23 protein-coding genes and 1 tRNA gene are annotated in these 26020 nt (G+C 62.5%); 18 read left to right on the forward strand and 6 right to left on the reverse strand.

Features of this window, described 5'->3' with window-relative positions:
• The first annotated feature begins 439 nt into the window (after positions 1-439).
• The 17 genes from kup to hypA all read left to right on the forward strand — a co-directional run bounded on the left by kup (position 440) and on the right by hypA (position 19637).
• Complete coding sequence (kup, locus tag AB5Y81_RS03670) at positions 440-2308, forward strand: low affinity potassium transporter Kup (RefSeq protein WP_279484236.1); 1869 nt, start codon at positions 440-442, stop codon at positions 2306-2308.
• 584 nt (positions 2309-2892) lie between these two features.
• Complete coding sequence (locus AB5Y81_RS03675) at positions 2893-3558, forward strand: 4Fe-4S dicluster domain-containing protein (RefSeq protein WP_279484235.1); 666 nt, start codon at positions 2893-2895, stop codon at positions 3556-3558.
• On the forward strand, positions 3558-5456 hold the full coding sequence (gene hyfB / locus AB5Y81_RS03680) for a hydrogenase 4 subunit B (RefSeq protein WP_279484234.1): 1899 nt from the start codon (positions 3558-3560) through the stop codon (positions 5454-5456). The genes AB5Y81_RS03675 and hyfB overlap by 1 nt, the downstream gene beginning before the upstream one ends.
• A gap of 1 nt (position 5457) precedes the next feature.
• Positions 5458-6411 carry a respiratory chain complex I subunit 1 family protein gene (locus tag AB5Y81_RS03685; protein ID WP_279484233.1) on the forward strand — a complete coding sequence of 318 codons (954 nt, stop codon included), beginning with the start codon at positions 5458-5460 and terminating at the stop codon, positions 6409-6411.
• Positions 6412-6491: 80 nt separating this feature from the next.
• Entirely contained in the window at positions 6492-8210 is a 1719-nt protein-coding gene (locus AB5Y81_RS03690) for a hydrogenase large subunit (RefSeq protein ID WP_279484232.1), read from the forward strand.
• 9 nt (positions 8211-8219) lie between these two features.
• Positions 8220-8798, forward strand: coding sequence for a formate hydrogenlyase complex iron-sulfur subunit (locus tag AB5Y81_RS03695; RefSeq protein WP_017778903.1), 579 nt, complete (start codon positions 8220-8222; stop codon positions 8796-8798).
• On the forward strand, positions 8798-9613 hold the full coding sequence (locus AB5Y81_RS03700) for an NADH-quinone oxidoreductase subunit B family protein (RefSeq protein WP_279484231.1): 816 nt from the start codon (positions 8798-8800) through the stop codon (positions 9611-9613). The genes AB5Y81_RS03695 and AB5Y81_RS03700 overlap by 1 nt, the downstream gene beginning before the upstream one ends.
• The gene (locus tag AB5Y81_RS03705) at positions 9606-10019 is read left to right on the forward strand and encodes a formate hydrogenlyase maturation HycH family protein (protein WP_017786833.1); all 414 of its coding nucleotides are present in this window, start codon (positions 9606-9608) and stop codon (positions 10017-10019) included. Before AB5Y81_RS03700 ends, AB5Y81_RS03705 begins: the two co-directional genes overlap by 8 nt.
• Positions 10019-10528, forward strand: a complete 510-nt coding sequence (gene hycI / locus AB5Y81_RS03710; RefSeq protein WP_279484230.1) for a hydrogenase maturation peptidase HycI — start codon at positions 10019-10021, stop codon at positions 10526-10528. The genes AB5Y81_RS03705 and hycI overlap by 1 nt, the downstream gene beginning before the upstream one ends.
• A gap of 193 nt (positions 10529-10721) precedes the next feature.
• Positions 10722-10813, forward strand: a tRNA-Sec gene (locus AB5Y81_RS03715).
• Positions 10814-11081: 268 nt separating this feature from the next.
• The gene (gene selA / locus AB5Y81_RS03720) at positions 11082-12518 is read left to right on the forward strand and encodes an L-seryl-tRNA(Sec) selenium transferase (RefSeq protein WP_279484229.1); all 1437 of its coding nucleotides are present in this window, start codon (positions 11082-11084) and stop codon (positions 12516-12518) included.
• Positions 12519-12522: 4 nt separating this feature from the next.
• Complete coding sequence (selB, locus tag AB5Y81_RS03725) at positions 12523-14406, forward strand: selenocysteine-specific translation elongation factor (protein ID WP_279484228.1); 1884 nt, start codon at positions 12523-12525, stop codon at positions 14404-14406.
• On the forward strand, positions 14403-16841 hold the full coding sequence (hypF, locus tag AB5Y81_RS03730) for a carbamoyltransferase HypF (protein WP_368146549.1): 2439 nt from the start codon (positions 14403-14405) through the stop codon (positions 16839-16841). The genes selB and hypF overlap by 4 nt, the downstream gene beginning before the upstream one ends.
• Before the next feature lie 5 nt (positions 16842-16846).
• Entirely contained in the window at positions 16847-17098 is a 252-nt protein-coding gene (locus AB5Y81_RS03735; RefSeq protein WP_025201567.1) for a HypC/HybG/HupF family hydrogenase formation chaperone, read from the forward strand.
• Entirely contained in the window at positions 17092-18210 is a 1119-nt protein-coding gene (gene hypD, locus AB5Y81_RS03740) for a hydrogenase formation protein HypD (RefSeq protein WP_201882748.1), read from the forward strand. Before AB5Y81_RS03735 ends, hypD begins: the two co-directional genes overlap by 7 nt.
• Positions 18207-19211: a hydrogenase expression/formation protein HypE gene (gene hypE, locus AB5Y81_RS03745; RefSeq protein ID WP_368146552.1), complete on the forward strand. Its 1005-nt coding sequence runs from the start codon at positions 18207-18209 to the stop codon at positions 19209-19211. The genes hypD and hypE overlap by 4 nt, the downstream gene beginning before the upstream one ends.
• An 84-nt stretch (positions 19212-19295) precedes the next feature.
• Positions 19296-19637, forward strand: a complete 342-nt coding sequence (hypA, locus tag AB5Y81_RS03750; RefSeq protein ID WP_279484227.1) for a hydrogenase maturation nickel metallochaperone HypA — start codon at positions 19296-19298, stop codon at positions 19635-19637.
• Here the strand turns inward: hypA and AB5Y81_RS03755 are convergent.
• Positions 19615-20025 (reverse strand): hypothetical protein, encoded by a 411-nt coding sequence (locus tag AB5Y81_RS03755; protein WP_279485537.1) that lies wholly within the window; start codon positions 20023-20025, stop codon positions 19615-19617. The genes hypA and AB5Y81_RS03755 overlap by 23 nt on opposite strands.
• Between AB5Y81_RS03755 and hypB the strand changes: the two genes are divergently transcribed.
• The gene (gene hypB, locus AB5Y81_RS03760) at positions 19906-20760 is read left to right on the forward strand and encodes a hydrogenase nickel incorporation protein HypB (RefSeq protein WP_368146557.1); all 855 of its coding nucleotides are present in this window, start codon (positions 19906-19908) and stop codon (positions 20758-20760) included. The two genes, AB5Y81_RS03755 and hypB, sit on opposite strands and share 120 nt — an antisense overlap.
• Before the next feature lie 351 nt (positions 20761-21111).
• Here hypB and AB5Y81_RS03765 read toward each other — a convergent pair whose 3' ends face one another.
• The 5 genes from AB5Y81_RS03765 to AB5Y81_RS03785 are packed head-to-tail and all read right to left on the reverse strand — an operon-like array spanning position 21112 to position 25963.
• Positions 21112-21753 carry an ATP-binding cassette domain-containing protein gene (locus tag AB5Y81_RS03765; RefSeq protein WP_279484226.1) on the reverse strand — a complete coding sequence of 214 codons (642 nt, stop codon included), beginning with the start codon at positions 21751-21753 and terminating at the stop codon, positions 21112-21114.
• On the reverse strand, positions 21753-22541 hold the full coding sequence (locus AB5Y81_RS03770) for an ATP-binding cassette domain-containing protein (protein ID WP_279484225.1): 789 nt from the start codon (positions 22539-22541) through the stop codon (positions 21753-21755). The genes AB5Y81_RS03765 and AB5Y81_RS03770 overlap by 1 nt, the downstream gene beginning before the upstream one ends.
• Complete coding sequence (locus AB5Y81_RS03775; RefSeq protein WP_025201560.1) at positions 22535-23347, reverse strand: ABC transporter permease; 813 nt, start codon at positions 23345-23347, stop codon at positions 22535-22537. The genes AB5Y81_RS03770 and AB5Y81_RS03775 overlap by 7 nt, the downstream gene beginning before the upstream one ends.
• Positions 23337-24347: an ABC transporter permease gene (locus AB5Y81_RS03780; RefSeq protein ID WP_025201559.1), complete on the reverse strand. Its 1011-nt coding sequence runs from the start codon at positions 24345-24347 to the stop codon at positions 23337-23339. Before AB5Y81_RS03780 ends, AB5Y81_RS03775 begins: the two co-directional genes overlap by 11 nt.
• Complete coding sequence (locus AB5Y81_RS03785; protein ID WP_279484223.1) at positions 24332-25963, reverse strand: ABC transporter substrate-binding protein; 1632 nt, start codon at positions 25961-25963, stop codon at positions 24332-24334. Before AB5Y81_RS03785 ends, AB5Y81_RS03780 begins: the two co-directional genes overlap by 16 nt.
• Positions 25964-26020: the final 57 nt, after the last annotated feature.

Below are 26020 nucleotides of genomic sequence, written 5' to 3' on the forward strand. Positions count from 1 at the left end.
TTTTCACATTTTCATGAAAATTATACAGTTCCTACTGCAACCACCTTCCCCTCTGCCATCCTACCCACAATTAATTAGTCACTATTTTATCGTCTGTTTTGCACTCACTCCGTTAAAAAATAGTGGCCAAACCACTTCCTCAGATAAAACAAACGGTTGCCCGCAGATCGGGGAAATATTCAATCGACGGCCAATTAATAACCTTACTCAAAAGGACGTTTTGATTATTTATACCTGAGCATAAACCCACGACGGGTGTGTCATTATACTCTTAACGGCAGATGAACAGACTGTGTCCCATGATGAGCCTCTTTATATCCAGTTAGCTCCCTTTCCCATCGCAATCCATTAATGCGTTCCTGCGGCACCTGCCGCACGCCCGATAGACGGGGGCGGCCCGTGCTGGCCAATCGTCACCATCAAACTGACAGACAACTTCATGAACGGTAATCACAAACAAGCCCTGTCCGGCGTTACGCTGGCGGCGATCGGCGTGGTCTATGGCGACATCGGCACCAGCCCGCTCTATACCCTGCGCGAGTGCCTCTCCGGCCAGTTCGGTTTCGGAGTAGAGCCCGCCTCCATCCTGGGCTTTCTTTCACTGATCTTCTGGCTGCTGATCCTGGTGGTCTCGGTCAAGTATCTCTCCTTCGTGATGCGGGCCGACAACGCCGGCGAAGGGGGCATCCTCACCCTGATGTCGCTGGCAACCCGCAACACCCCGGCCAGGTGGACCCCCTTGCTGATCATCCTGGGGCTGATTGGCGGCAGCTTCTTCTATGGCGAGGTGGTGATCACCCCGGCCATGTCGGTGATGTCGGCCATCGAGGGCTTGAATATCGCCGCCCCCTCCCTCGACCCCTATATAGTGCCGCTCTCTGTGCTGGTGCTGACCCTGCTGTTCGCCATCCAGAAACACGGCACCGCCACCGTGGGCAAGCTGTTCGCCCCCATCATGCTCACCTGGTTCATCACCCTGGCGGTGCTGGGCCTGAACAGCATCTTCCAGCACCCCGAGGTACTGGGGGCGCTCAACCCCGTCTGGGCGCTGCGCTTCTTTGCCAAGTACCAGACCGCCTCCTTCTTTGCCCTCGGCGCCGTGGTGCTGGCCATCACCGGGGTGGAGGCGCTCTACGCCGACATGGGCCATTTTGGCAAGAGCCCGATCCGGCGCGCCTGGTTTATGGTGGTGTTGCCTTCTTTGGTGCTCAACTACTTCGGCCAGGGGGCACTGCTGCTGTCCCATCCCGAGGCCATCACCAACCCCTTCTTCCTGCTAGCACCGAAATGGGCGCTGCTGCCACTGCTGCTCTTGGCGACCCTGGCGACGGTGATCGCCTCGCAGGCCGTGATCTCCGGGGTCTTTTCGCTGACCCGGCAGGCGGTGCGGCTCGGTTATCTCTCACCCATCCGCATCGTGCACACCTCCGAGCAGGAGTCCGGCCAGATCTATATTCCGGTCATCAACTGGATGCTCTATATCTCGGTGGTGATCGTCATCATGAGCTTCGAGCACTCCAGCAATCTGGCGGCGGCCTACGGCATCGCCGTCACCGGCACCATGGTGCTCACCTCCATCCTCTCCTGCTCGGTGGCTCGCCACAGCTGGCACTGGAACAAGTACCTGGTGGCCGCCCTGTTTATCACGCTGCTGGCAATCGACGTGCCGCTGTTTGCCGCCAACCTCGCCAAGATCTTCTCCGGCGGCTGGCTGCCGCTCACCCTGGGGGCGGTGATGTTCACCGTGATGACCAGCTGGAAGAGCGAGCGCTTCCAGCTTATTCGTCGCCTCAACGAGCACGGCAATTCGCTGGAGCCGATGATCGCCTCGCTGGAAAAATCTCCGCCGACCCGGGTGGCCGGCACTGCTGTCTATATGTCGCGGGTGGTCAACGTGATCCCCCATGCGCTCCTGCACAACCTCAAGCACAACAAGGTACTGCATGAGCGGATCATCCTGCTCACCCTGCGGGTGGAAGAGGTGCCCTACGTCCACAACGTGCGCCGGGTCTGCATCGAGCAGCTCTCCCCCACCTTCTGGCGGGTGGTGGCAAGCTACGGCTGGCGCGAGACCCCCAACGTGGAGGAGATCTTCCACCGCTGCAACGCCGAGGGGCTGAGCTGCCGGATGATGGAGACCTCCTTCTTCATGGCCCACGAGTCGCTGATCATGAAGGAGCGCCCCTGGTATCTCTACCTGCGCGGCAAGCTCTTTATGCTGCTGCAGCGCAACGCCCTGCGCGCCCCGGATCAGTTCGAGATCCCGCCCAACCGGGTCATCGAGCTGGGATCCCAGGTGGATATCTGATGGCGTGAGTTGCGCTAAAGAGAGAGGGAGGCATTGGCCTCCCTCTCTTGTTTGCGTTCCCCCCGATTACCGCCCCCTCATCCCCAGCCCTTCTCCCGCGAGGGGAGAAGGGTGCACACCACGTCGACCATATGCTGCAAACGGTGCAATTCATTTTGTTCTTTGCCCCCTACCCCCGGCATGCTGCCGATATGTTTTCGTTCTCGTGCGTCCGATTACGCTTCGCTAATCGAACCTACGGTTTCAAGACAGACGGTCTCTATCCGAACAGACTCGCCGCCGTAGGGTGCAACAAGCGCAGCGCCGTGCACCACGAACATATTTTGATAGCGGTGTAATTCACTTCGTTCATTGCACCCTACTCATGATGTGTTTTCCAAGGTGACGAACCCTCTCCTACCCTTCGTCACAAGTGACGAGCGTCACGGTTCGACAGTGGGACAAGGCCTCGACATCCGTCGGCGCGGTTTTTAACGTCATTTAAAAACAAACACTTACACTCATCCAGCCAGGCAAAACCAAGCTGGCCCATATCTTGCCAACCTGCCCCTACTTTCTCCGTTCGCGACACGACAAGGTAGGCTATGAACCGCTTCGTTATCGCTGACCCCAAGCTTTGTATCGGCTGTGGCACCTGTATGGCGGCCTGCAGCGAGGTACACAAGGCGCAAGGTTTGCAGCAAGCCCCCCGTTTAACCGTTATGCGACACGAACAGGCGACCATGCCGGTTCAGTGCCGTCACTGTGACGATGCCCCCTGCAGCAAGGTGTGCCCGGTCGAGGCAATTCGCCAGACCGGCGATTGCGTGCAACTCAACGAGTCGCTCTGCATCGGCTGCAATCTCTGCGCCGTGGCCTGCCCCTTTGGCGCCATCCAGAGCGGCGGCAGCCGTCCGGTGGCCGTGACCACCAGTTACGACACCTATATCCCCTGTTCCATCCGCTCCAGCAACCCCTCCACCTCCGCGGGCCTGCGCTGCTTTGGCGAGGATCTGCTGAGCTGGGAGCCGGGCGTGCGCAGCATAGCTATCAAGTGCGACCTGTGCGAGTTTCGCGCCGATGGCCCGGCCTGTGTCGGTGCCTGCCCCTCCCAGGCACTGAAGCTGGTCAATGACGGCGACACCGAACGCGCCGCCCGTATCCGTCGTCAGCAAGCGGCCGACACCAACCCGCAAGGGGCCTCTGCCTTCTCGGCGCCTGCCACGGCGCTCCCTGCATCCGATTTATCTACCACAGAGGGAGTTCGCTGATGTTGTCCCCCCTTGTTATGGCCACGCTTCTGCTCTTTTTGCTGGGCGCTGCCGCCGGTTTGATGCTGCAAAAGCTGCCCGCACTGGCCAACCGCCTCAACAGTGGCTTTGCCCTGCTGGGCTCGCTCGCGGGCCTGGTCGCCGCCATCCAGATCTATGCCCAAGGCACGCCCGTCGACGGCCAGCTCTGGCTGCTGGGCTCAGTCCATCTCGGCTCTTTTTATCTAGACACGCTCTCCGCGCTGATGCTGCTGGTGATCAGCACCGTCGGCGTCGCCGTCGCCCTCTACTCCTTTGCCTATATCCGCGAATATCAGGGCAAGGGGGATGTGGCCATCGGCGCACTGATGAACCTCTTCCTGTTCGCCATGGTGGGCATGGTGCTGGCCGACAACGCGCTCGGTTTCTTGCTCTGCTACGAGCTGGTGACCCTCACCACCTACTGGCTGGTCAAAACCAACCCGCAGGCTGCCCAACAGAGCCGTCTCTATCTGGTGATGAACCATATCGGCATGGCGCTGGTGCTGATCGCCTTCTGGCTGCTCTGCCGCGAATCAGGCTCGCTGGAGTTCGCCGCGCTGCGCGAGCACCATCTGGCGGGCGCACTGGCATCCCTGGTGTTCCTGCTCAGCTTCTGCGGCTTTGGTCTGCGCGCCGGTTTCGTGCCGCTGCACGGCTGGCTGCCGGTGGCCGAGCCCGTTGCGCCGTCCCATATCTCGGCGCTGATGTCCGGCGTGATGGTGAAGCTGGGCCTCTTTGGCATCTTGCGGGTCAGCATCGATTTTCTCGGCGCCAGCCAGCTCTGGTGGGGCTATGTGGTACTGATCTTCGGTGCCTGCTCGGCAGTGCTCGGGGTGCTGTTTGCGCTGGCCGAGCACGATCTCAAGCGACTGCTCGCCTACCACACGGTGGAGAACATCGGCATCATCCTGATGGGGATGGGCATCGGCATGATCGGCATCGCCAACCAGCAACCGGCGCTGGTGGTGCTGGGGCTGCTCGGCGCCCTCTATCACCTGCTCAACCACGCCATCTTCAAGAGCCTGCTCTTTATGGGCACCGGCTCTGTGATGTTCCGCCTGCACACCCGCGACATGGACAAGATGGGGGGGCTGGCCAAACTGATGCCCTGGACCGCGCTGGCGTTCCTCATCGGTGCCATGGCCATCTCGGCGCTGCCGCCGCTGAACGGCTTTGTCAGCGAGTGGTTTATCTACCAGTCGCTGCTGTCCATGACCAAACTCGGCACCTCCGTCGTCGCACCGCTTGCGGTAGTGATGCTGGCGGTGACCGGCGCCATGGCGGTGATGTGTTTCGTCAAGGTGTACGGCATCTGCTTCTGCGGCGCACCGCGCAGCGAGAAGGCGAGTCACGCCCGCGAAGTGCCGGGCGCCATGGTGGCAGGCACCCTGCTGCTGGCCGCGGTCTGTCTGGTGCTGGGTCTGGGCGCCCCCTGGATTGCCCCCCATATCGCCAGCTATGGCCAAGCCTTGGTAAGCGGCCAGATGAACGTGGCCACTGGCGCCACCCTGCTGCCACTCGACAGCTCACAAGCGATCCTCTCCCCGCCCGTTATCGCCATCACCCTGCTGGGGCTGTTCCTCATCCCGCTGCTGGTACTGGCCATCTTCAAGGGGCCCAAGCTGGGTCGTCGTCACGCCGGCACCCCGTGGGCCTGTGGTTACGCCTACGAGGAGCGCATGAGCCTCACCTCTGGCGGTGTCACCCACACCTTGCGCCAACTCTGCGCGCCGCTCTATCGCAAGCAGCCGCAGCTCGATCTGGCCAGCGCCCTGCACGGGGTGAGCGATGCCAACGGCAACACCGGCTGGCCGCTGCTCTCTTTAATAAATGGCGTTGTGCTGGCGCTCTTTATCCTGATGGCTGTAGGAGTCTGATATGCCTGTTCTTGAAATGCCGAGCTGGGGCATGGTTGCCCTCGCCCTGACCCAGGCCATCGCCATGCTGGCGCTGGCGCCGCTCGCCACAGGTTTCAACCGGGTGCTGCGGGCCAAGATGCACTCCCGTCAGGGGCCGGGCCTGCTGCAGGATTACCGTGATATCGGGAAGCTCCTGCGCCGTCAGGAGGTAACTCCCGAGCCTGCCGGCATCATCTTCAACCTGATGCCTGCGCTGCTCATCGCCGCCCTCTTGCTGGTAGGGATGGCGCTGCCGACCCTGACTCACGAGTCCCCCTTCCCCATCGCCGGAGATTTCATCACCGATATCTATCTGTTCGCCATCTTCCGCTTCTTCTTCTCCCTCTCGGGACTCGACAGCGGCAGCATGTTTGCAGGGATCGGTGCCCGCCGCGAACTGACCCTCGGCATTCTGGTGGAGCCCATTCTGGTGCTCGCCTGCTTCATCATGGCGATGATGGTGGGCAGCTCGGATCTGGGCAACATCAGCAGCTATGTGGCGACCCAGCCGCTGGCCGCACCGGTTGCCACCCTGCTGGCGGGCGCCGCCTGCGCCTTCGCGGTGTTTGTCGAGATGGGCAAGCTGCCCTTTGACTGCGCCGAAGCCGAGCAGGAGCTGCAAGAGGGGCCGCTCACCGAGTATTCCGGTGCGGGGCTGGCCCTGCTCAAGCTCTCCATCGGTCTCAAACAGCTGGTGGTGGTGCAGCTCTTTCTGGTGATTTTCCTCCCCTTCGGCAAGGCAGCCAACTGGAGTCTGCCTGCGCTCATCGGCGCGGCACTGATCCTCGCCTGCAAGCTGCTGGTGGCCTTTTTGCTAGCCGGCATCATCGAAAACGCCATGGCCCGTACCCAGTTCGTGCGCACCCACAAGCTCACCCGCTACGCCTTGGGACTGGCCCTGCTGGCGCTGCTCGCCTATCTGGTCGGGATCTGAATCATGCCCGCCAGCACAGCCATTTTTTTCGATTTCATCATTTGTGAATGCTCATTCCCGAACATTAAAGTGAGAACTGCATGACCATCGCCATTTCGGATCGCATCGGCTGCGACTACATCCAGCAGGTGCGAGCACAACTGCCCCACGCCATCGTCGACGAGGAGTGGCAAACCGCCGATCAGGCCACCATCACCGTCAAGCCCACCAGTCTGGTCGAAACGGCCAGCCTGATCTTCCACCAGCTGGGGGGCTGGCTTCCGCTCTCCTTTGCCAATGACGAGCGCAGCCTCAACGGCCACTTCGCCGTCTACCACGTCTTCTCCATGGAAGGTGACACCAAGTGCTGGATCACAGTCCGGGTGCTGGTGGATGCCGATACCCAGGAGTACCCCTCCATCACCCCGACCATTCCGGCGGCGGTGTGGGGCGAGCGGGAGATCCGCGACATGTACGGCCTGCGTGCCATCGGCCTGCCGGACGAACGCCGTCTGGTGCTGCCGGACGACTGGCCGGAGGATATCCACCCGCTGCGCAAGGACGCCATGGATTATCGCCAGCGCCCGATGCCCACCACCGACACCGAGACCTACCCCTTCGTCAACGAACTCGGCAGTGATGCCAACCGCATCGTGCCGGTCGGCCCGCTGCACATCACCTCGGACGAACCGGGCCACTTTCGTCTGTTCGTCGATGGGGAAGACATCATCGATGCCGACTACCGCCTCTTCTATGTCCATCGCGGCATGGAGAAGCTGGCGGAAACCCGCATGGGCTACAACGAAGTGGCGTTTCTGACCGACCGGGTCTGCGGCATCTGCGGCTTTACCCACAGCGTCGCCTATACCACCTCGGTGGAGAACGCCATGGGCATTGTGGTGCCGGAGCGGGCCAAGATGATCCGCGCCGTGCTGCTGGAAGTGGAGCGCCTGCACAGCCATATCCTCAACATCGGCCTGTCGAGCCACTTCACCGGTTTCGACACCGGCTTCATGCAGTTCTTCCGGGTGCGGGAGAAATCCATGACCCTGGCCGAGCTGCTGACCGGTGCGCGCAAGACCTATGGCCTCAACCTGATTGGCGGGGTACGCCGCGACATCTTCAAGGAAGATCGCATCAAGGGCGCCCAGCTGGTGCGGGAGCTCCGTGATGAGCTAAAACCCCTGGTGACCATGCTGCTGGATACCGCCAACATCTCCTCCCGCCTCATCGGTATCGGCAAGCTCGACCCGCAGATTGCCCGCGATTTCAGCTGCGTCGGCCCCATGGTGCGGGCGAGCGGCTTCAAGCGCGACGTGCGCCGGGTCCACGACTTTGCCGGCTACCGCGAGCTGCCGATGGAGATCCAGACCAAGGCGGGTTGCGACGTGCAATCCCGGGTGCTGGTACGCATCCACGAGCTCTACGACTCCCTCGACATGATTGAGTTTGGTCTTGAGCACCTGCCGGAAGGGCCACTGCTCACCGAAGGCTTCACCTACCAGCCGGGCAAGTTTGCGCTGGGCTTTACCGAAGCGCCCCGCGGCGAAAACGTCCACTGGAGCATGACGGGAGATAACCAGAAGCTGTTCCGCTGGCGCTGCCGCGCCGCCACCTACGCCAACTGGCCTGCTCTGCGCTACATGCTGCGCGGCAATACCGTGGCGGATGCACCGCTCATCATCGGCAGTCTGGATCCCTGCTACTCCTGTACCGACCGGGTCACCCTGGTCGACCCCAAGAAGGGCAAATCCACCGTGGTCTCCTACAAGGAGATCGAGCGCTACGGCATCGATCGCAAAAACTCTCCGCTGAAATAAGGGGTCATCATGATCAAGCTGTTCAAGACCATCCTCAAGGCTGGCACCCCGACCGCCAAATACCCCTTCGCCCCTATTGATGTGAACCGGGATTTTCGCGGCAAACCGAAATATCAGGCGGATCAGTGCATCGCCTGCGCCGCCTGCACCAAGGCCTGCCCGGCCAATGCGCTGGTGATGGAAGTGGACATGGAAACCGGCGAACGGCGCTGGGAGATCTCCATGGCGCGCTGCATCTTCTGCGGCCGCTGCGAAGAGGTCTGCCCGACCCGCGCCATCGCCCTCTCCCCCGAGTTCGAGCTGGCGGTAACCAACAAGGCGGATCTCTATGAGGAGGCCCGCTTCGCGCTGGCCCCCTGCACCCTGTGCGGCACCTACTTTGCCCCGAGCAAGCTGGTGGCGCTGGTGGAGGACACCCTCAAGCAGGCTGGCACACCGCTCGCTCGCGATGCCAAGCCGCTGGCGCCGCCAGAGCGGCTGCACCACTGCCCCGACTGCAAACGAAAACAGAGCATGCTGAGCCAGCCTGACTCGGCCCTGATCACACCGATAGCCACACCGATGGCCGCACAAAAGGAGTGGATGTGATGAGCAAGATCAAAGGCATAGAACCGGTTGTCGGCCATGCCCATACCCGTGCCGTGCCGCTGGCACAGGATCCCGAGATCACCAAACTCAAGAAGACCCTGCTCAAGGACATTCGCCGCTCGGCCTATGTCTACCGGGTCGATTGCGGCGGCTGCAACGCCTGCGAGATCGAGATCTTCGCCACCATCACCCCGCTGTTCGATGCCGAGCGTTTCGGCATCAAGGTGGTCGCCTCCCCCCGCCACGCCGACATCCTGCTCTTTACCGGCGCGGTGACACGGGCGATGCGGGTACCGGCCCTGCGCGCCTACGAGGCGGCGCCCGATCCCAAGATCTGCATCGCCTACGGCGCCTGTGGCTGTGACGGCGGCATCTTCCACGATCTCTACTGCGTCTGGGGCGGCACCGACAAAATCGTGCCGGTGGACGTCTATATCCCGGGCTGCCCACCGACGCCGGCAGCCACCATCTACGGCTTTGCGGTGGCGCTCGGTCTGCTTGAGCAGAAACTCAAAGCCACCAGCCACCAGGTGCAACCGGGTGAGCGGGTCGAGCTGCGCCACACCGGCATCCCCAACGAAATCCGGGTGATGATCGAGCGCGAAGCGCGCCGCATGGCCGGCTACCGGCAGGGGCGGATCATCGCCGACGAATTCATGGCCCTGCTCGAAGGGGCGACCCGGCAGGATGTGGATCTGCGCATCCAGAGCTACCTCGATCAGCACGAGGATCCGCGCCTGGCGGAGATCGTCAACAACCTCGCAAACGCCTGCCTCAACCGGGCGGCCGGCAAGGGGGAGGCGGTGCATGGCTGACCAGGTTTTCTTCTATCGCCTCTCGCGCAAGTTCGTCGACGAGCAGTTCGACGTGCCGGAAGAGGCCAAAGAGGTGATGTACTACAGCCTCGCCATCGGCCACCACCTCGGCATCGTCGATTGCCTGCGAGCAGACCTGGTCTGCTCGCTGACCGGTTATCGCGACTGGGTGGCCAAGCTGCCAGAGGGGAGCGAGGCGCGCCGCAAGATGGAGGGGTTTCTCACCTTTGGCGAGATCACCATCTATCGCGAGCACTGCCATATGCTGGCCTGCGCCTTCGACCGACTGCGCAAAGCTGACAATGTGCTCAATGAGCAGGAGCTGGGCTGGGCCAACATTTTTATGGATCAGCTCACCGCCCTCTATAACGACCCCCATATGTACCTGATGGTAAGGAGCCGCTGATGGGCTGCAATCTCGTGTTGACCGTGGGCAATGCCATGATGGGGGACGACGGTGCCGGCCCCTATCTAGCGGACAAGCTGCAAACAACCCCCCTGCCCGGCTGGATCCATATCGACGGCGGTATCGCGCCGGAAAATGTGGTCTACAAGGTGCGGGAGCTGCAACCGGCGCGGGTGGTGCTGGTGGATGCCGCCGAGATCGGCGAGAAGGCGGGTACCCTGCAGGTGATCCCCCCCGAGACCATCGCAGAGATGTTTATCTTCTCGACCCACAACATGCCGCTCAATTTCCTGATCGACGAGCTCAAGACCTTTGTCCCCGAGGTGATATTTGTCGGGGTACAACCGGCCATCGTGGCGTTCTCCTTCCCGATGACCGGGATGGTGAGTGAGGCGATGGATTATCTTTATCAGCACCTTGATACTGCCAAGGATACCAGCTTGTTAATAGAGAGACTGGACCATTGGAATATCACCAACGCGGAGTCAGATTATTTGCCAGCTTGTTAACAGCAGCGTTTAATTATCCAGATAAAGGCATATGAAAACGCCCAATGTTAAATTAAAAACATCGGGCTAGTTGCCATGAAATTGATATAAATCAACGCGTGAACATTTTTCATAAAATCGGACAACTTGCTATTTTTAAACATAAAAAAGCGTTGCCAGTCACGAAAAATTGCCACAAAATGGTGGCCATTGCGGAAGCTGATGGGGTCTGGTGGCCTCCTCGGTCTTCAAAACCGATGAGAGCCGAGAAGGCTTTGGCAGGTTCGATTCCTGCCTCTTCCGCCAAATTTCATATATTGGAGAGAAACCGTCAACTCTGTCTAAGACTGATTGGCGACCGTTTCATATATTGTTAAAACAAGGCGCCTGTCGCATTGCCAATATAATCTGAATGCGCTCCGACACCATTATTTTTCTGCTCGGACATTAATTTATCCATTCGCCTTTTTTATTAATTAATGAATGGCGAAAAGCAGCAATAAGCAGCGTTGAAGCGGCCTTCCTCCGGCAAGGCGGCGTGCATGTCACTCCCACGCACAGCCCGGGTCATCCCATGCCAACTCCGTCTGACGTATCCTCCCTCGCCCCCAGCGCCTCTTATGCCGCGACTCCCGCAAATCAGCGTCGCTTGCCGCAAGTGGAACAGCTGCTGCAGCAACCTTTTCTCGCAGGGTTTATCGATGAACTGAGCCGCCCGCTGGTGACCCAGGCGGTGCGCGAGACCCTGAGCGAACTGCGCCAGAGCGAGGCGTTTCGCCAGCACGGCGTCGCCCCCGAGCAGATCGAGGCGCTGATTGTCAGACGCTGCCGGCAGCAGCTGCGCCAGCGTCAGACCCGGGTCATCAACGCCACCGGCACCCTGGTGCACACCAATCTGGGGCGCTCACCGCTAAGTGCCGATCTGTGGGACGAGGTGCGCGACCTCAACACCGGCTACAACAATCTGGAGCTGGATCTCGCCACCGGCAAGCGCGGCGGGCGCAAGGGGCTGATCGCCACTTTGCTCACCTGCCTCACCCAGGCCGAGGATTCGCTGGTGGTCAACAACAACGCCGCTTCGCTCTTTCTGTTGCTGCAGGAGGTGGCCAAGGGGCGCGAGGTGATCGTCTCGCGCGGCGAGCAGATCCAGATTGGCGGCGGCTTTCGCATCCCCGACATTCTGGCCCTCTCCGGCGCCAAGCTGGTGGAGGTGGGCACCACCAATATCACCACCGCCAAAGACTACCTCGATGCCATCACCGATCAGACCGCGCTGGTGCTGATGGTGCACAGATCCAATTTTGCCATTCGCGGTTTTACCGAATCCCCCGATATCGGCGAGCTGGCCAGCGCCCTGCCCGAGCAGGTGGTGCTGGCGGTGGATCAGGGCTCGGGCTTGACCACGGAGGAGTTTGCACCGGATGAAACCTCGGTGCGCCAGTACATCAAGGCGGGGGCGGATCTGGTCTGCTACTCCGGCGACAAGCTGATGGGCGGGCCCCAGTGCGGCATCATCAGCGGCCGCGCGGACCTTATCAAGCGGCTGGAAAAACACCCCATGATGCGCACCTTCCGCTCGAGCCGCATCATCCACTCCCTGCTCGAACGCCTGCTCATCCACAAGCTCAACAAGTCCCCCGTCGGCGAGGGTATCGCCCAACGGACTTTGAGCAACCCGGCCGCCATGCAGGCGAAAGCCTCCCAGCTGATATCTGCCCTGCCCGGCTGCTTTGTGCCGGTCCCCGCCCAGCTGGTAGTGGGCGGCGGCACCTTGCCGGACGAGTTTTATCCAGCCCCTGCGCTCGAGTGCACCGACCCGCGCCCGGCCCAGCAGTTGCTCGATGCCCTGCGCGAACTCCCCGTCCCGGTCATCGCCACCGTGCGCCAGCAGAGGGTGCAGCTCAATATGGCCACCCTGCTCGACGAGGAGATGGAACTGCTGATCGCCCAGCTCAGGGAGTTGTTGCTCCCCGCCCCGTTCAATGCAACAAATGCGACCGAGGAGCCCTGATCCCATGACCCCCTATCGCGCCGTTATCGGCCTTGCCGGCCATGTGGATCACGGCAAGACCCAGCTTATCAAGGCTCTCACCGGCATCACCACCGCCCGTGCCCATGAGCAGGCCATCGGCATGACCCAGGATCTCGGCTTTGCCCACTTTGACGACGGTCAGGGCAACACCATCGGCGTCATCGACGTGCCCGGCCACGAGCGCTATATCCGCAATATGGTGGCGGGGCTCTGGAGTCTGGATCTGGTGTTGCTGGTGATCGCCGCCGACGAGGGGTGGATGCCGATGACCGGCGATCACCTGCGCCTGCTCAAGGCGATGGGGGTGCCGCGCCTCTTGGTCTGCATCAACAAGTGCGATCTGGTCTCCCCCGACGAGCTTTTGCTGTTGGAAGAGAGCCTGCTGGAGCGGGTAATGGACGAGAGCGGCATGGTGCCCGACATCGTCAGCGTCAGCGCCAAAACCGGCGAGAATATGGCAGCCCTGCACGCCGCCATCGTGCGCCAGTTGGGGGATATGGCCGAGCATCATGTCCCCCGCGAGCAGGCCGCCCCGCGACTGTATGTAGACAGGGTCTTTACCGCCAATGGCACCGGCACCGTGCTTACCGGCACCTTGCAGCAGGGCAGCCTCAAGGTGGGAGACAAGCTGCGCCTCTACCCTGCCGATCGGGAGGTGCAGGTGCGCTCCCTGCAGGCCTATCACCAGAGCGCCGACGAGATTGGCGCCGTCTGTCGGGTGGCGGTGGGCCTGAAAAAAGTGCCCCACAAGGAGGTGGCCCGCGGTCACTGCCTCACCAGCCCTGCCGGACAGTGCGAGGCGGCCACCCACCTTATCGTGCGGCTAAATGAGGTCGGCGGCAGCATCCGGGAACAGCGCAACCGCGAAGTGGAAGTGGCCCTCGGCAGCTGGCATGGCCGGGCCCGTTTCGTGCCCATCAAGGATACCCGGCTGGCGCGACTGATCTTTGCCAGCCCCATCCCCTGCTTCTTCGGTCAGCCGCTTGCCATCATTCGCCACGGCAGCAGCGAGCTGTTGCACGGCGCCCGCATCGTCTGGTGCGGTGACATCCACCCCGCCAGACGCAAGGCGCTGCACGCCCTGCTGGGCGAGCTGCCTGATGACTTGGAGCGCTACAACCCCGCAGCCTTGCAGCTGGGGCTCAACGGCTATGTGCTGGCCAGCCGCTTTGACCAGCGGCCAGAGCAGGTCACCCCCCTCGGTGACTGGCTGCTGGATAGCTGCTGGCTGGCTCAGAGCCGCGATCAGCTGCTGGCCACCCTGGCCAGCGAACCGCTCAGCGCCGCCGAGCTCGCGACCCGCCTTGGCATCGTCCTGCCGGTCACGCAAGCCCTGCTCCGGCAGCTCAAGAGCGAGCAGCTTGTTCGCCTGCACCATGACAAGTGGCAACCGGGCTGCGGCGAGTCGGAAGATGATCTGGGAGAAGAGGCGCAGCTGGTGCTCAAGGTGGTGCGAGATCAAGGCAAGGAGGGGTACGAGCCCGGTAAACTGGGCCCCGGCGGCGTGGCGCTGGATCCCTTTATCACCCGCCAGCTGCCCGCGGCCCTGCAACAGGGCTTGCAACAAAAAGGCGCCCTGCAAAAGCAGCTGCGCAATCTGGCGCGACTCAAGTATCTGGTGCAACTCGATGGCCCCATCTACTACGACGCCGCCCTTTACAACCAGATGGTCGCCGCCGTGCTGGCGGGCCAGCAGGTGGGAGATCTGATCGACATGGCATCCCTCAAGGAGATCACCGGCTTGTCGCGCAAATACGCCATTCCGTTCTGCCTGCGCATGGAGATGGATGGCTGGGTGCGGCGCGAGGAGAACGAGCGCCGGGTGCTGCGTCTGCCGCAGACTCAAGATGAGATGGAGCCGGCATGAGCGCCACCATAGCCCCCGCTATCTCTCCCAATCCTGTGGCCAGCCGGCTGCGCCGCGAATTTCATATCGACGGCATCGTACAGGGGGTCGGCTTTCGCCCCTTCGTCTATGGACTGGCGCTGCGCCACAACCTTGCCGGTTATGTGTTGAACGATGCCAATGGCGTCACCATCGGTGCCGAAGGCTCCGCCGAGCAGCTGGCCAGCTTTGCCCGCGAACTGCGGGAATTGGCGCCGCCGCTGAGCCGCATCGATCATTTCAGCGAGCGGGAGCTGCCCCTTGCTCATGATCCCGACTTCGATGGCCAATTTCATGGCCAGTTTCGAATTAAAGCGAGCCAGCAGCAGAGCGCCGCCACGGTCGCCATCTCGCCGGATCAGGGGATGTGCGAGGCGTGTGCCAACGATGTGGCCAATCCCGCAGATCGCCACCACCACTACCCTTTTACCAACTGCACCCACTGCGGCCCGCGCTACACCATCATCCGCAGCCTCCCCTACGACCGCCCCCATACCGCCATGGCGGGCTTTGCCATGTGCCCGCGCTGTGCGGCGGCCTATGAAAACCCGCTGGACAGACGCTACCACGCCCAGCCGGTGAGCTGCCCCGAGTGCGGGCCCCATCTCAGCTGGCGAAATGGCCGTGGCGATGCCTTGGCCGAGCACGATGATGCCTTGCAAGCAGCTGCCCGCGCCCTGCAAACGGGCAAGCTTATCGCGGTCAAGGGGATGGGGGGTTATCACCTGATATGCGATGCCCGCAATGAACAGAGTGTTGCCAGATTGCGAACGCTCAAGCGACGCGCGCGCAAGCCGCTGGCGGTGATGATGGGCTCCCTTGCCGAGGCCAAACTGCATGTCACCGGCTGCGAGGCAGAGTGGACGCTGCTCGCCTCTCAGGCCAGACCCATCACCTTGCTGCGCAAGCGCATTAACGATGATCGGCTCTCAGAATCCCGACAGTCAGCCGCGCCGCTGGCCGAGGGGATCGCCCCCGGCATCCCCTACCTCGGCGTCATGCTCCCCTATACCCCGCTCCATCAGCTGCTGCTGGACGCCTGCGCCATGCCGCTGGTGGCCACCAGCGCCAATGGGCGCGGCAGTCCCATCCTTGTCGAGTGCGAGGCAGTGGTCAGGGAACTCGGGGGCGAGATTGACGGCATCCTGGATCACAACCGCCCCATCCTGCACCCGTGCGACGACAGTCTGGTGCAGTGGGCAGGCGGGCGGCGCCAGACGTTGCGCCTCGCCCGGGGCTATGCCCCCTGCACTCCCAGCCTGCAAGAGGCGGTCCAGGTGCCGCTCTTGGCAGTCGGGGCGCAGCAGAAGAACCAGCTGGCGCTCGCCTTCGGCCGCCAGCGCATCTACAGCCCCTATATCGGCGATCTGCACAGCCTGCCGATGCAAGAGCACTTCGAGCAGACCCTGGCGACCTTTCGCGAACTCTACGACCTCAAGCCAGAACTGCTGGTCTCGGATCGCCACCCCGGCTACCTCAGCCATCAGTGGGCCAAGGGCTATTGCCAGGATCAGGGTGCAACCCATCTCGAGGTGCAGCACCATCACGCCCACCTGCTGGGGGTGATGGCCGAGCGCGACATCACGGGCCCGGTGCTGGGTGTTGCCTTCGATGGCACCGGCCTTGGCGATGACGGCACCCTCTGGGGCGGCGAGCTGCTGATCGCAGACATTAAGGGCTTCGAGCGGGTTGCCCACCTCAAACCCTTCAAGCTGATCGGCGGCGAGGCGGCCATCCGCGAACCGGTACGTCAGCTGCTGGGGCTGCTGTTTGAGTCGTATAGCATGGAGGAGATCAGTGCCCTCGATATTCCGGCGATCAAGCAACTGCCCGCTGGGCAGATCAACAATCTGCACCAGCTCTGGCAGCTGGGTCGAAACGCCCCCCATACCAGCGCCATCGGTCGGCTGTTCGATGCGGTGGCGGCGCTCTTGGGGGTGATCGATACCCCGGATTACGAGGGCGAGGCTGGACTCCTGCTGGAGGCGACTGCCTTGCAGCTGGCCCCCGATGAACAGCCCTTCCCCCTCGCCTTTGGCCTGCACCAGAGCGCAGAGGGACCACTGCAGATCGAGTGGGCCGAGCTGATCCATACCCTTGTCAGCGAGCGGCGCAAAGGCACCTCCACCGCCAGCCTGGCCGCCGGTTTTATCCGCGCCATCAGCAATCTGGTCATCACCCTTGCCGAGCGCGTCCCCGGCTATCCGGTGGTACTCGGGGGCGGCGTTTTTCAAAACCGGGTGCTGATGGACCAGCTGGTGCCCGCTCTCGAAGCGGCCGGCCGGGAGGTATTGACCAGCGAAACCCTGCCGCTCAATGACGGTGGCATCGCCGCCGGTCAGCTCTGGTTTGCCATCCACCATCTTGCCACGCACCAGCCTGTCACAACCGGTTGTGCCACCTTGTCGGAGTCCTGAAATTCATGTGTCTATCTATTCCCTCTCAGGTGGTGCAACTGCACCCCGAAGATAACTGCGTCACCGTCGACACCCTGGGGGTGCAGCGGCGCGTCAGCTGCATGCTGCTCGAAGAGCCTCTTCAGGTAGGCGACTATGTGCTGCTCCATATCGGCTTTGTGATGAGCAAGATTGACGAAGCGGAGGCGCAGGCCAGCCTCGAGAGCTTCCGCCAGATGGTGGCCCTGATGCCCAACCAGGATATCTTGCCATGCTGACCTTGAATGACCTGTTTCAGGGCTTTCGCCAGCCCGAGGTGATCCGTGCCCTCGCCGCCCAGATCACTGAACTCGCCAACGATCTGCCCGAGCCGCTGCGGGTGATGGAGGTGTGCGGCGGCCATACCCACACCATCATGAAGTACGGCCTGCACCAGCTGTTGCCGGCCAGCATAGAGTTTGTCCACGGCCCCGGCTGCCCGGTCTGCATCATGCCCAAAGAGCGCATCGATCAGGCCATCGAGCTGGCTTGCCAACCGAACGTCATTCTGGTCACCCTGGGGGACATGATCCGGGTGCCGGGCTCCAAAGGCACGCTGGCCCAGCAGCGCGCCAAGGGGAGCGATATCCGCCCGGTCTATGACCCCCTCGATGCCCTGCGTATCGCCCGTGAAAATCCGGACAGCACCGTGGTCTTCTTCGCCATCGGTTTCGAAACCTCCACCCCGATGACGGCGGCGCTCTTGGCAGCAGCCGAAGCTGAGGGGATTGAGAACCTCTTGTTTCATATCAACCATGTGCTGGTGCCGCCCGCCATTCACGCCGTGATGGCCGACGGGGTGGCCAAGGTGAACGCCTTTATCGGCCCCTCTCACGTCAGCGTCATCACAGGTGCCGATATCTACCTGCCCATCGTCGATCGCTATCAGGTGCCCGTGGTGGTGAGCGGTTTCGAGCCGGTGGACGTGATGGAGGCGCTCTTGATGATGGTGCGCCAGAAGGTGGAGGGTCGCTACGCGCTGGAGGTGCAGTACAGCCGCGCCGTCACCGCCAGCGGCAATAAAGCGGCCCAGCAGCTGGTTGAGCGCTTTTTCGAGACCCGCGAGCACTTTCGCTGGCGGGGCCTTGGGGATATCAATGCCTCCGCCCTGCGCCTGCGCGATGCGTTTGCCAGGCGCGATGCGGAGCGCCACTTTGCGCTCAATCAGACTCCCATCGATGACCACAAGGCGTGCCAGTGCGCCGATATCCTGCGCGGCCTGGCCAAACCGAACCAGTGCAAGGTCTTTGGCCGGGGCTGCACCCCGACCCAGCCCATGGGCAGTTGCATGGTCAGCTCCGAGGGGGCCTGCAATGCCTACTACCGATATATGGGGATCCAGGAACGATGAGAGAAATCCAACTTAGCCACGGTGGTGGCGGCGTCGAGATGAACCAGCTGATCAATCAGCTCTTCTTTCGCCACTTTGGTAACGAGATCCTGCTGCGCGGCGAAGATGCCGCCCTGCTGCCGGTGGAGGGCCCCGTTGCCTTCACCACCGACAGCTTCACCGTCTCGCCGATCTTCTTTGAAGGGGGCGATATCGGCAAGCTGGCCATCGCCGGCACGGTCAACGATCTCGCCATGATGGGGGCCAAACCCGAGTATCTGAGCTGCAGCTTTATCATCGAGGAGGGCCTCCCCTACGCCGACCTCGCCCGCATCGTGGAATCCATGGCCCGGGAGCTTGCCAAGAGCGGTGCCCGCATCGTCTGCGGCGACACCAAGGTGGTGCCCAAGGGGGCGGCGGACAAGATCTTCATCAACACCAGCGGGGTCGGCAGCTTCCCGCTGCCAGAACAGAGCCGGGGCATTTCGGTGCGCAATATCAAGGCCGGTGACGCCATCCTGGTGTCGCGGGATATCGGCAGCCACGGCGCCTGCATCCTGATGGCCCGCGACGCCCTGCAGCTGGGCTCGGATTTGCAAAGCGATTGCACCACCCTCTGGCCGCAAGTAGAGGCGCTGCTGAGCGCGGGGCTCACCCCCCATGCTCTGCGCGATGCCACCCGCGGTGGCCTTGCGGCCGTGCTCAACGAGTGGAGCAGCGCCTCCCAAGTGGCCATCGAGCTGGAAGAGTCCGCCATTCCGGTGTGCGATCCGGTGCGCGGCCTGTGCGAGCTCTACGGCTTCGAGCCCTATGATCTCGCCAACGAGGGGACCATGGTGCTGGCCCTGCCTGCCGCACAGGCGCAGGACGCACTGGGCATCTTGCGGCAATTCAACCCCTCCGCCAGCCAGATTGGTGTGGTTCAGACCAGCGCGCAGCACAAGGTGATCCTGAACAACCCCTGGGGCAGCCGCCGTTATCTGGAGCTGCCGCAGGGGGAACTGCTACCGCGGATCTGTTGAGTGGCCATGCCGTTCACCCATATGCCGTTTTCCCAATTAGGAGGAGGAGTCACTGCTCCTCCCCATATCGGTTAAGGAGCCACCATGCACGAAATGTCTCTGGCCATGGCCGCCATCGATCTGGCGGCCGAGCAGGCCACCCAGCGGGGCTTTCACAGGGTCACCGCCCTCTGGCTCGAGATCGGCAGCTTCTCCTGTGTCGATCAGAGCACCATCGCCTTCTGTTTCGAGGCCGCCGCCAAGGGGACCGTCGTCGAGGGCGCCCGCCTGCATTTTCAGCACAAGACGGCCGAAGGCTGGTGCTACGACTGCAGCAAGACGGTGCAGCTCAGCGAGCGGGGCCAACCCTGCCCCGACTGTGGCGGCTACAAATTACGCGTCGCGCAGGGCGATAGCCTGCGCATCACCGATATCGAGGTAAGTTGAAATGTGTAGCGTATGCGGATGCGGCCAGGCGCGGATCGCCAGCCATGAGCACGATCATGAGCATCATCACGAGCATGAGCATCACCATGAACATGGCCATGAGCACGACCATCATCATGAACATGGCCATGAGCACGACCATCATCATGCTCATGACGCCCATCACCATCATGACCACGAGCAGAGCGCACAACGCACTCTGATCATTCACCACCACTACCACCATCAGGGGGATGTCCATCACCACTACCACGGGGTACGGGCTCCCATAAGCCACGAGGGGCATGATCACCCCCACGACCATCATCATGATCATGCCCACTCTCATGACCACGGCCATTCCCACGCGCATCCCCATGATCACAGCCATGACCATGACCATGACCATGACCATGACCATGACCATGACCATGACCATCAGCAGGCTGATCTGCACTACGGCAAAGGGGAAGCGGGATTGTCGGTGCCCGGCATGGGACAGCGCCAGCTGATCGCCATCGAGATGGATGTGCTGGCCAAGAACAACCTGCTGGCGGCCCACAACCGCGAACACTTCGAGGCCGCCAACCAGCTGGTGCTGAACCTGGTATCGAGCCCGGGCTCGGGCAAGACCACCTTGCTGTGCGAAACCCTGCGCCAGCTGGCGGACAAGCGCCCCTGCGCCGTCATCGAGGGGGATCAGCAGACAAGCGCGGATGCCGATCGCATTCGCGCCACCGGCGTGCCCGCCATCCAGATCAACACCGGCAAGGGTTGCCATCTGGATGCCAAGATGGTGCACGACGCTTGCCACCAGCTGCCGACCCTGGATGGCGGCCTCCTCTTTATCGAGAACGTGGGCAACCTGGTCTGCCCCGCCAGCTTCGATCTCGGCGAGAAGTACAAGGTAGCGATCCTCTCCGTCACCGAGGGGGAAGAGAAGCCCCTCAAGTACCCGGACATGTTCGCCGCCGCCCAGCTGATGGTGATCAACAAGATTGACCTGCTGCCCTACGTGAGCTTCGATGTGGCCCGCTGCATCGAGAACGCCAAGCGAGTCAACCCCTATATCCAGGTGATCCAGGTCAGCGCCACCACAGGCGAAGGGATGGATGCCTGGCTCAACTGGCTGGCCACGGCCTGAACCAGAACCGGTTAAATGCCGCTTATAACGTTAGAAAACAAGAGAGGGAGGCTGATGCCTCCCTCTCTTTTACCTGCGCACTTTGCCAATGGTTCTCTCTGTACAGAATTGCCAGCGTTTCACTCTCCCCCCTCACCCTGGCCCTCTCCCCAGGGAGAGGGAATCGGTTTGTGGATGCCGCGGCTATACGATGCCCTCAAACCCCTCAGGGGGCTTCGAGCATAACAACCAGCCATATTTTCAAACCCCAAGGTTCTCCAAACCCGAAACCCTGAGCCTGGCGAAATGGCACCTTCTGCTCCCTTCTCCCCTTGCGGGAGAAGGGCTGGGGATGAGGGGGGAAGCCAATCCTCAGGCCACGCTACGGGCCATCGCCTCCTGCTCCGCAGGCACCTCACCAAAGCGCAGCACCCGATGACAGATCTGGCGCAGCAGCGCCTGCTGGTGACTGAATATAACCATGCCAAGCCCGCGCTGTTCGCACTCCATCATCAACTCCCGCCAGAGCTGGCGCTGAATCTGCGGATCCAGCTGGGCTGTCACCTCATCGGCAATCAGCAGACGAGTGCGAGGATCGAGGGCGCGCAGCAGCGCGATACGGGCCAGCTCACCACCGGAGAGCTGGCCGGGTTTACGACCGAGCCATTCAGGCTTGACCATAAAGCGGGCCAGCATGGCGTCATCGGGGCGCCATACATCCCAGAGCGCCTGCCCGGTGGTGCGATAGGGATTGAAAGTGAGTTCCGGGTGCTGGGGCACCAGCTGGATAGGGTTATAACCTTTTACCTGTTCAGGCACAGGCTGCCCATCCAGCAGGATCTGCCCGCCAGCCCCAACCGGTTGCCAACCGGCCAATACCCGCCCCAGGGTGGTCTTGCCATGGCCGCTCGGCGCAGAGATGCCGAGCCGCTCGCCCGCCTTCACCGTCAGTGACAACCCCTGCCAGAGGGGGCGTGCCCCCTGGGCGATGGTGAGATCCCGTACTTCCAGCATCAGGACACCTCCGGCACAGAGAAGAGCGAATTGAACTCCGGCAGCGCCTGCCAGTGGGCGCGGAGCAGCTCGCTCCCCTGCCCCTGGCGCAGATGGTGGCAGCTCAAGGTATCGCTCACCTGGCCCTTATGCAGCGCGACGATGCGATCGGCGAAGCGGGCCGCCAACGCCAAATCGTGGGTGACCCAGAGGATGCCGCTGCCCTGATTGGTCAATTCACGCAACTGAGTGAGCAGCTGGCAGGCCAGCCCCTCGTCGAGCCAGGCGGTGATCTCGTCTGCCAGAATGTAGCGGGCACCACCGAGCGCCGCAGTGCAGGCCAGAATGCGCTTGGCCATGCCGCCGGAGAGCTGGCGCGGATAGCTGTCCAGAGTGGTGACGGGCAGCTGGTAGCGCAGCAGTTGCTGGCCGAGCCGCTCGCGGGAACCGCTCTGACCGCAGAGGCGCGCCGCCCGCCCCAGCTGGCGCTCCACCGTCAGCAGCGGATTGAGGGCGCTCACCCCCTGCGGCACATAGCAGAGGGTGTGACCGCGCAAACGGGCCCTACTGGCATCGCACAGAGGTGTGCTATCAAGAGAGATGCTGCCGCGCATGCGCAGGTTGTCCGGCAGCAGGGTCAGGGCGCTTTGCAGCAGCAGGCTCTTGCCCTCGCCGCTCCCCCCCACCAGCGCCACGATTTCGCCGGGCGCCAGTTGCAGGCTGATATCGGTCAGCAAAGGCTGCCAGCTGCGCCGCCCCAGCCAGGAGTAGTGGACCGCCTCTATGGTCACATGGTCGAAGCTCAGCATTGTTCACTCCCAAACCAGAGTTGTTGCAGTGCTCGGGTAGCCTGATCAAACAGCAGAACCAGCAGCAGCAACATCAACCCCGGGAAGAGGGCCAGCCACCAACCGCCACCGGCCAGATAACGCAGGGCATCGGCCAGCAGCAGGCCCAGCGAGGCCTCATGAGCTGCCAGGCCAAAGCCGAGAAAGCTCAAGGCGGCGCTGTGCAGCACCGCGTGGGGGAACATCAGCAAGGTGCCGATAAACCACTGGGGCAACAGCCCCGGCAGCAGGTGGGTACGCCAGCGACGCAGCGCCCCCATCCCCTGACAGCGGGCCAGTACCACATAGTCGCTGCAGGCGATCCGCCGCGCTTCTGCGCAGAGAATGAGCGCCAGCTTGGGCCAGTGGGTGAGCGCCACCGCCAGGATCACCCCACGCATGCCACCCCCTGCGGTAAAGCAGACCAGGATCAACAGCAGCATATGGGGCAGCGCCAGCATGGCATCGATCACCAGGCGCACCGCCGCATCGCACCTGGGATGAACCAGCGAGAGGCTGGCCGCCACCATGGCCAGCAGGCCGCTGCAGAGAGCCGTGCTGCTCCCCAGCTCCAGACTGGTGAGGGTGCCCTGAAAGGCCCGCAGCCAGAGATCACGCCCCATCTGATCGGTCCCGAACCAGTGGGCCAGCGAGGGGGGCTGCTGGCGCGCCAGCAGATCCATCGGCACATCCTGATGAGAGAGGCTCCAGCCGTAGGCGGCCAGCAGCGCCAATCCAATCAGGGCTACAGCGAGGCGCACTATGGAGGGAAGCGGATTAAACAGCATGCTCGTCCTCCCAACCCCGATTGATGCGCGCCAGCAGCAGACTGGCCACCGTGTTGCCAATAAAGACCAGCAAGGTACAGAAGAGCACTATGCCCATTAGCAAGGGGATATCCCCCCTGAGCCCCGCATCCACGGTGGCCTGCCCGAGCCCCGGATAAGAGAAAACCTTCTCTGCCAAGAGCGATCCGCCGATCAGCTCACCGAGGGAGGCAAACTGCAGACAGATGGCCGGGGTCAGGGCGTGGCGCAGCACGTGAAAGCGCAGCATAGGCCAGCCGCCATCCCCCTGGGCGCGGGCGTAGCGGATAAAATCGCTCGCCAGCACCTCGGCCACCCGCTCCCGGGTGTGCAGGGCGATATTGCCAAGCCCCAGCAGGGCCAGGGTGGTGACCGGCAGCAGCAGATGACGCAACCGCATCAGCCAATCCGCCTCATCGGCGGCGAGCCCCGGCGTCCAGGCGCAGCAGACCGGAAGCCAAGGCCAGTGCACCGCAAACAGGGCGAGCAGCAACAAGCCCACCCAGAAGGTGGGCAAGGAGGCGAGCAGATAGGCAAAGCGGCAAATCAGGCGATCGGGCCAGCGGTTGAGATAGCGACCGGCGCAGAGGCCCAGCAAAATGCCGAAAAAGCCGGAGAGCAGCCAGGCGCCCGCCAGCAGTAGGAAGGAGGCGGCAAAGCGCTGGCCAATGACCTCGCCCACCGGCGCGTTGTAGAGCATGGAGTAACCGAGATCCCCCCGCAGCACCTGGCTAAACCAGTGCCAGTAACGCAGCCAGAGCGGCTGATCCAGCCCCCAGCGGGCGGCGATGCGGGCGTACTGCTCGGGCGGCACATGGAGCAGATCATTGCCGATATAGGCCTTGATGGGATCGATGGGGGAGTAGCTCAGCAGCACAAAGGTGGCGACCGAGACCAGACATAACAGCCCTGCCAGACGCAGCAGGGCTTTTAGCAACAGATAACCTGAATGACTCAAGGGCGAACTTAGCGGCACGTCCACCGCCAATCCTGCAGGTTGTTGAGCAGCGACCAGCTACCGTGAATTTCCGGCGCCCCCTTGCCAAGGTCGATGCAGCGGTTCGCCAGATAGGTGTGCTGCACGTTGAGCAGCCAGGCCCAGGCGGCATCCCCCTGTACCCCGGCGCCACGCTTGCCATCCCACTCCACCTGCTGCCAGAACGGCACGGCCGCCTGCCAGTCGGGGGCATCCAGCGCCTGCTTGAGGTGGCCATCCACCACCGGATTCTGGTAATAACCCGGGTTGTAGAACTCCACACCGGCGGAACCGCTCTGGTAGTGGTGATAGAGCTCCATGGGATCCAGGCTCCCCCACCCCATCAGCACCGGATTGGCGTGCATCTCGCGCTCCACCTGCTCCCAGCTGCCGGACTTGAGGCTCACTTCGAGGCCGATGGGTTTGAGCATGGCCCGCACCGCCTCCGCCAGATCCCGGCGGGTACTGTCACCGCTGGTGTACCAGAGGGTAAAGGCGGCGCGCCGGGAGCCCTTGTGGCGAACGCCGTCGCTCCCCATCTGCCAACCTGCCTCGTCGAGCAGGCCGTTGGCGTGGGCCGCATCGCCATCCTTGAAAGCGGTGGCTTTATTCAGCCAGGGCAAGCCTTCTACCGCGCTGTAAGCCGGGATGGCATGCCCTTCCAGCAGCTGGTCTGCCAGCAGCTTGCGGTCGATGGCGTAGTTGATGGCGCGGCGCACCGCCACGTCCGAGGTCACGTCGTTACCGATGGGATAACCCTTGGCATCCTTGCCACCCGCTGGCGGAATGGGGAAGACGATGCCGCGGTTCTCCACGCTTGGCCGTACCCAGAGCTTGAGGGTGTCGGGGACGGTGGGCGCCAGTGACGGGGCAATGCGCACCAGGTCAAGCTGACTGCTCCGGGCGGCGGCATAGGCGCTCTCTTCATCGATAAAGACAAACACCAGCCGCTTGAAGTCATTGTTGCCGCCGGCGTAATAGGGGTTCGCCTCTACCACCAGCTGCTGGCCGGGCAGGAAGCTCACCAGCCGGTAGGGGCCGGCACCGACCGGATGGCGGGCGTAAGCTTTTGCGTCGTAATCCCGCTTCGACACTATCCCGAGCGATCCCAGCACGTTGACGAAGGTGCTCTGGGGGGCGCTTAAGACTATGGCAACCTCGGTTGGCGAGAGCACCTTGGCCGAGACAAAGTTGCCCATGTCGATCTTGCCGCCGCCCTGGGCTGCGCTGTTGTAGGTAAAGGCGACGTCTTCGGCGGTGAGCGGCGCGCCGTTGGAGAACTTCAGATCCGGCTTGAGGCGGATAAGCCACCCCTTGCCATCCTGGTTCGGGGTCACTGATTGGGTGAGCACGTTTTGCCAGCTGAGGTCGGCGTTCTGCTTGAGCAGCGGGCTGTGCAGCAGCAGGTAGCTGCCGTGGCTCCAGCCGAGCAGAGGGTCAAACCCTTCGGTGGGCTCACTGCCGATGGCGAGCTTGAGTTCGGCGGGGACGGGCTGGGCAGCCAGCACCATGGAAGAAAAACCGCCCGAGAGCAGGGCCAGCAAGGCGGCCGCCGTGACAGAGAGGCCTTTGCGGCGGCCGGCGTTGCTGCCTGAATGGCAGCCAAAGCATTGAATGGTCATAAGATCCCTTGTTCGTTTTACCACTCACTACCCAAAAAACAGGGGCACGACAGAAGC

The sequence above is a fragment of the Aeromonas sp. s2 genome (genome assembly GCF_040907935.1).
Taxonomy (GTDB): domain Bacteria; phylum Pseudomonadota; class Gammaproteobacteria; order Enterobacterales; family Aeromonadaceae; genus Aeromonas; species Aeromonas dhakensis.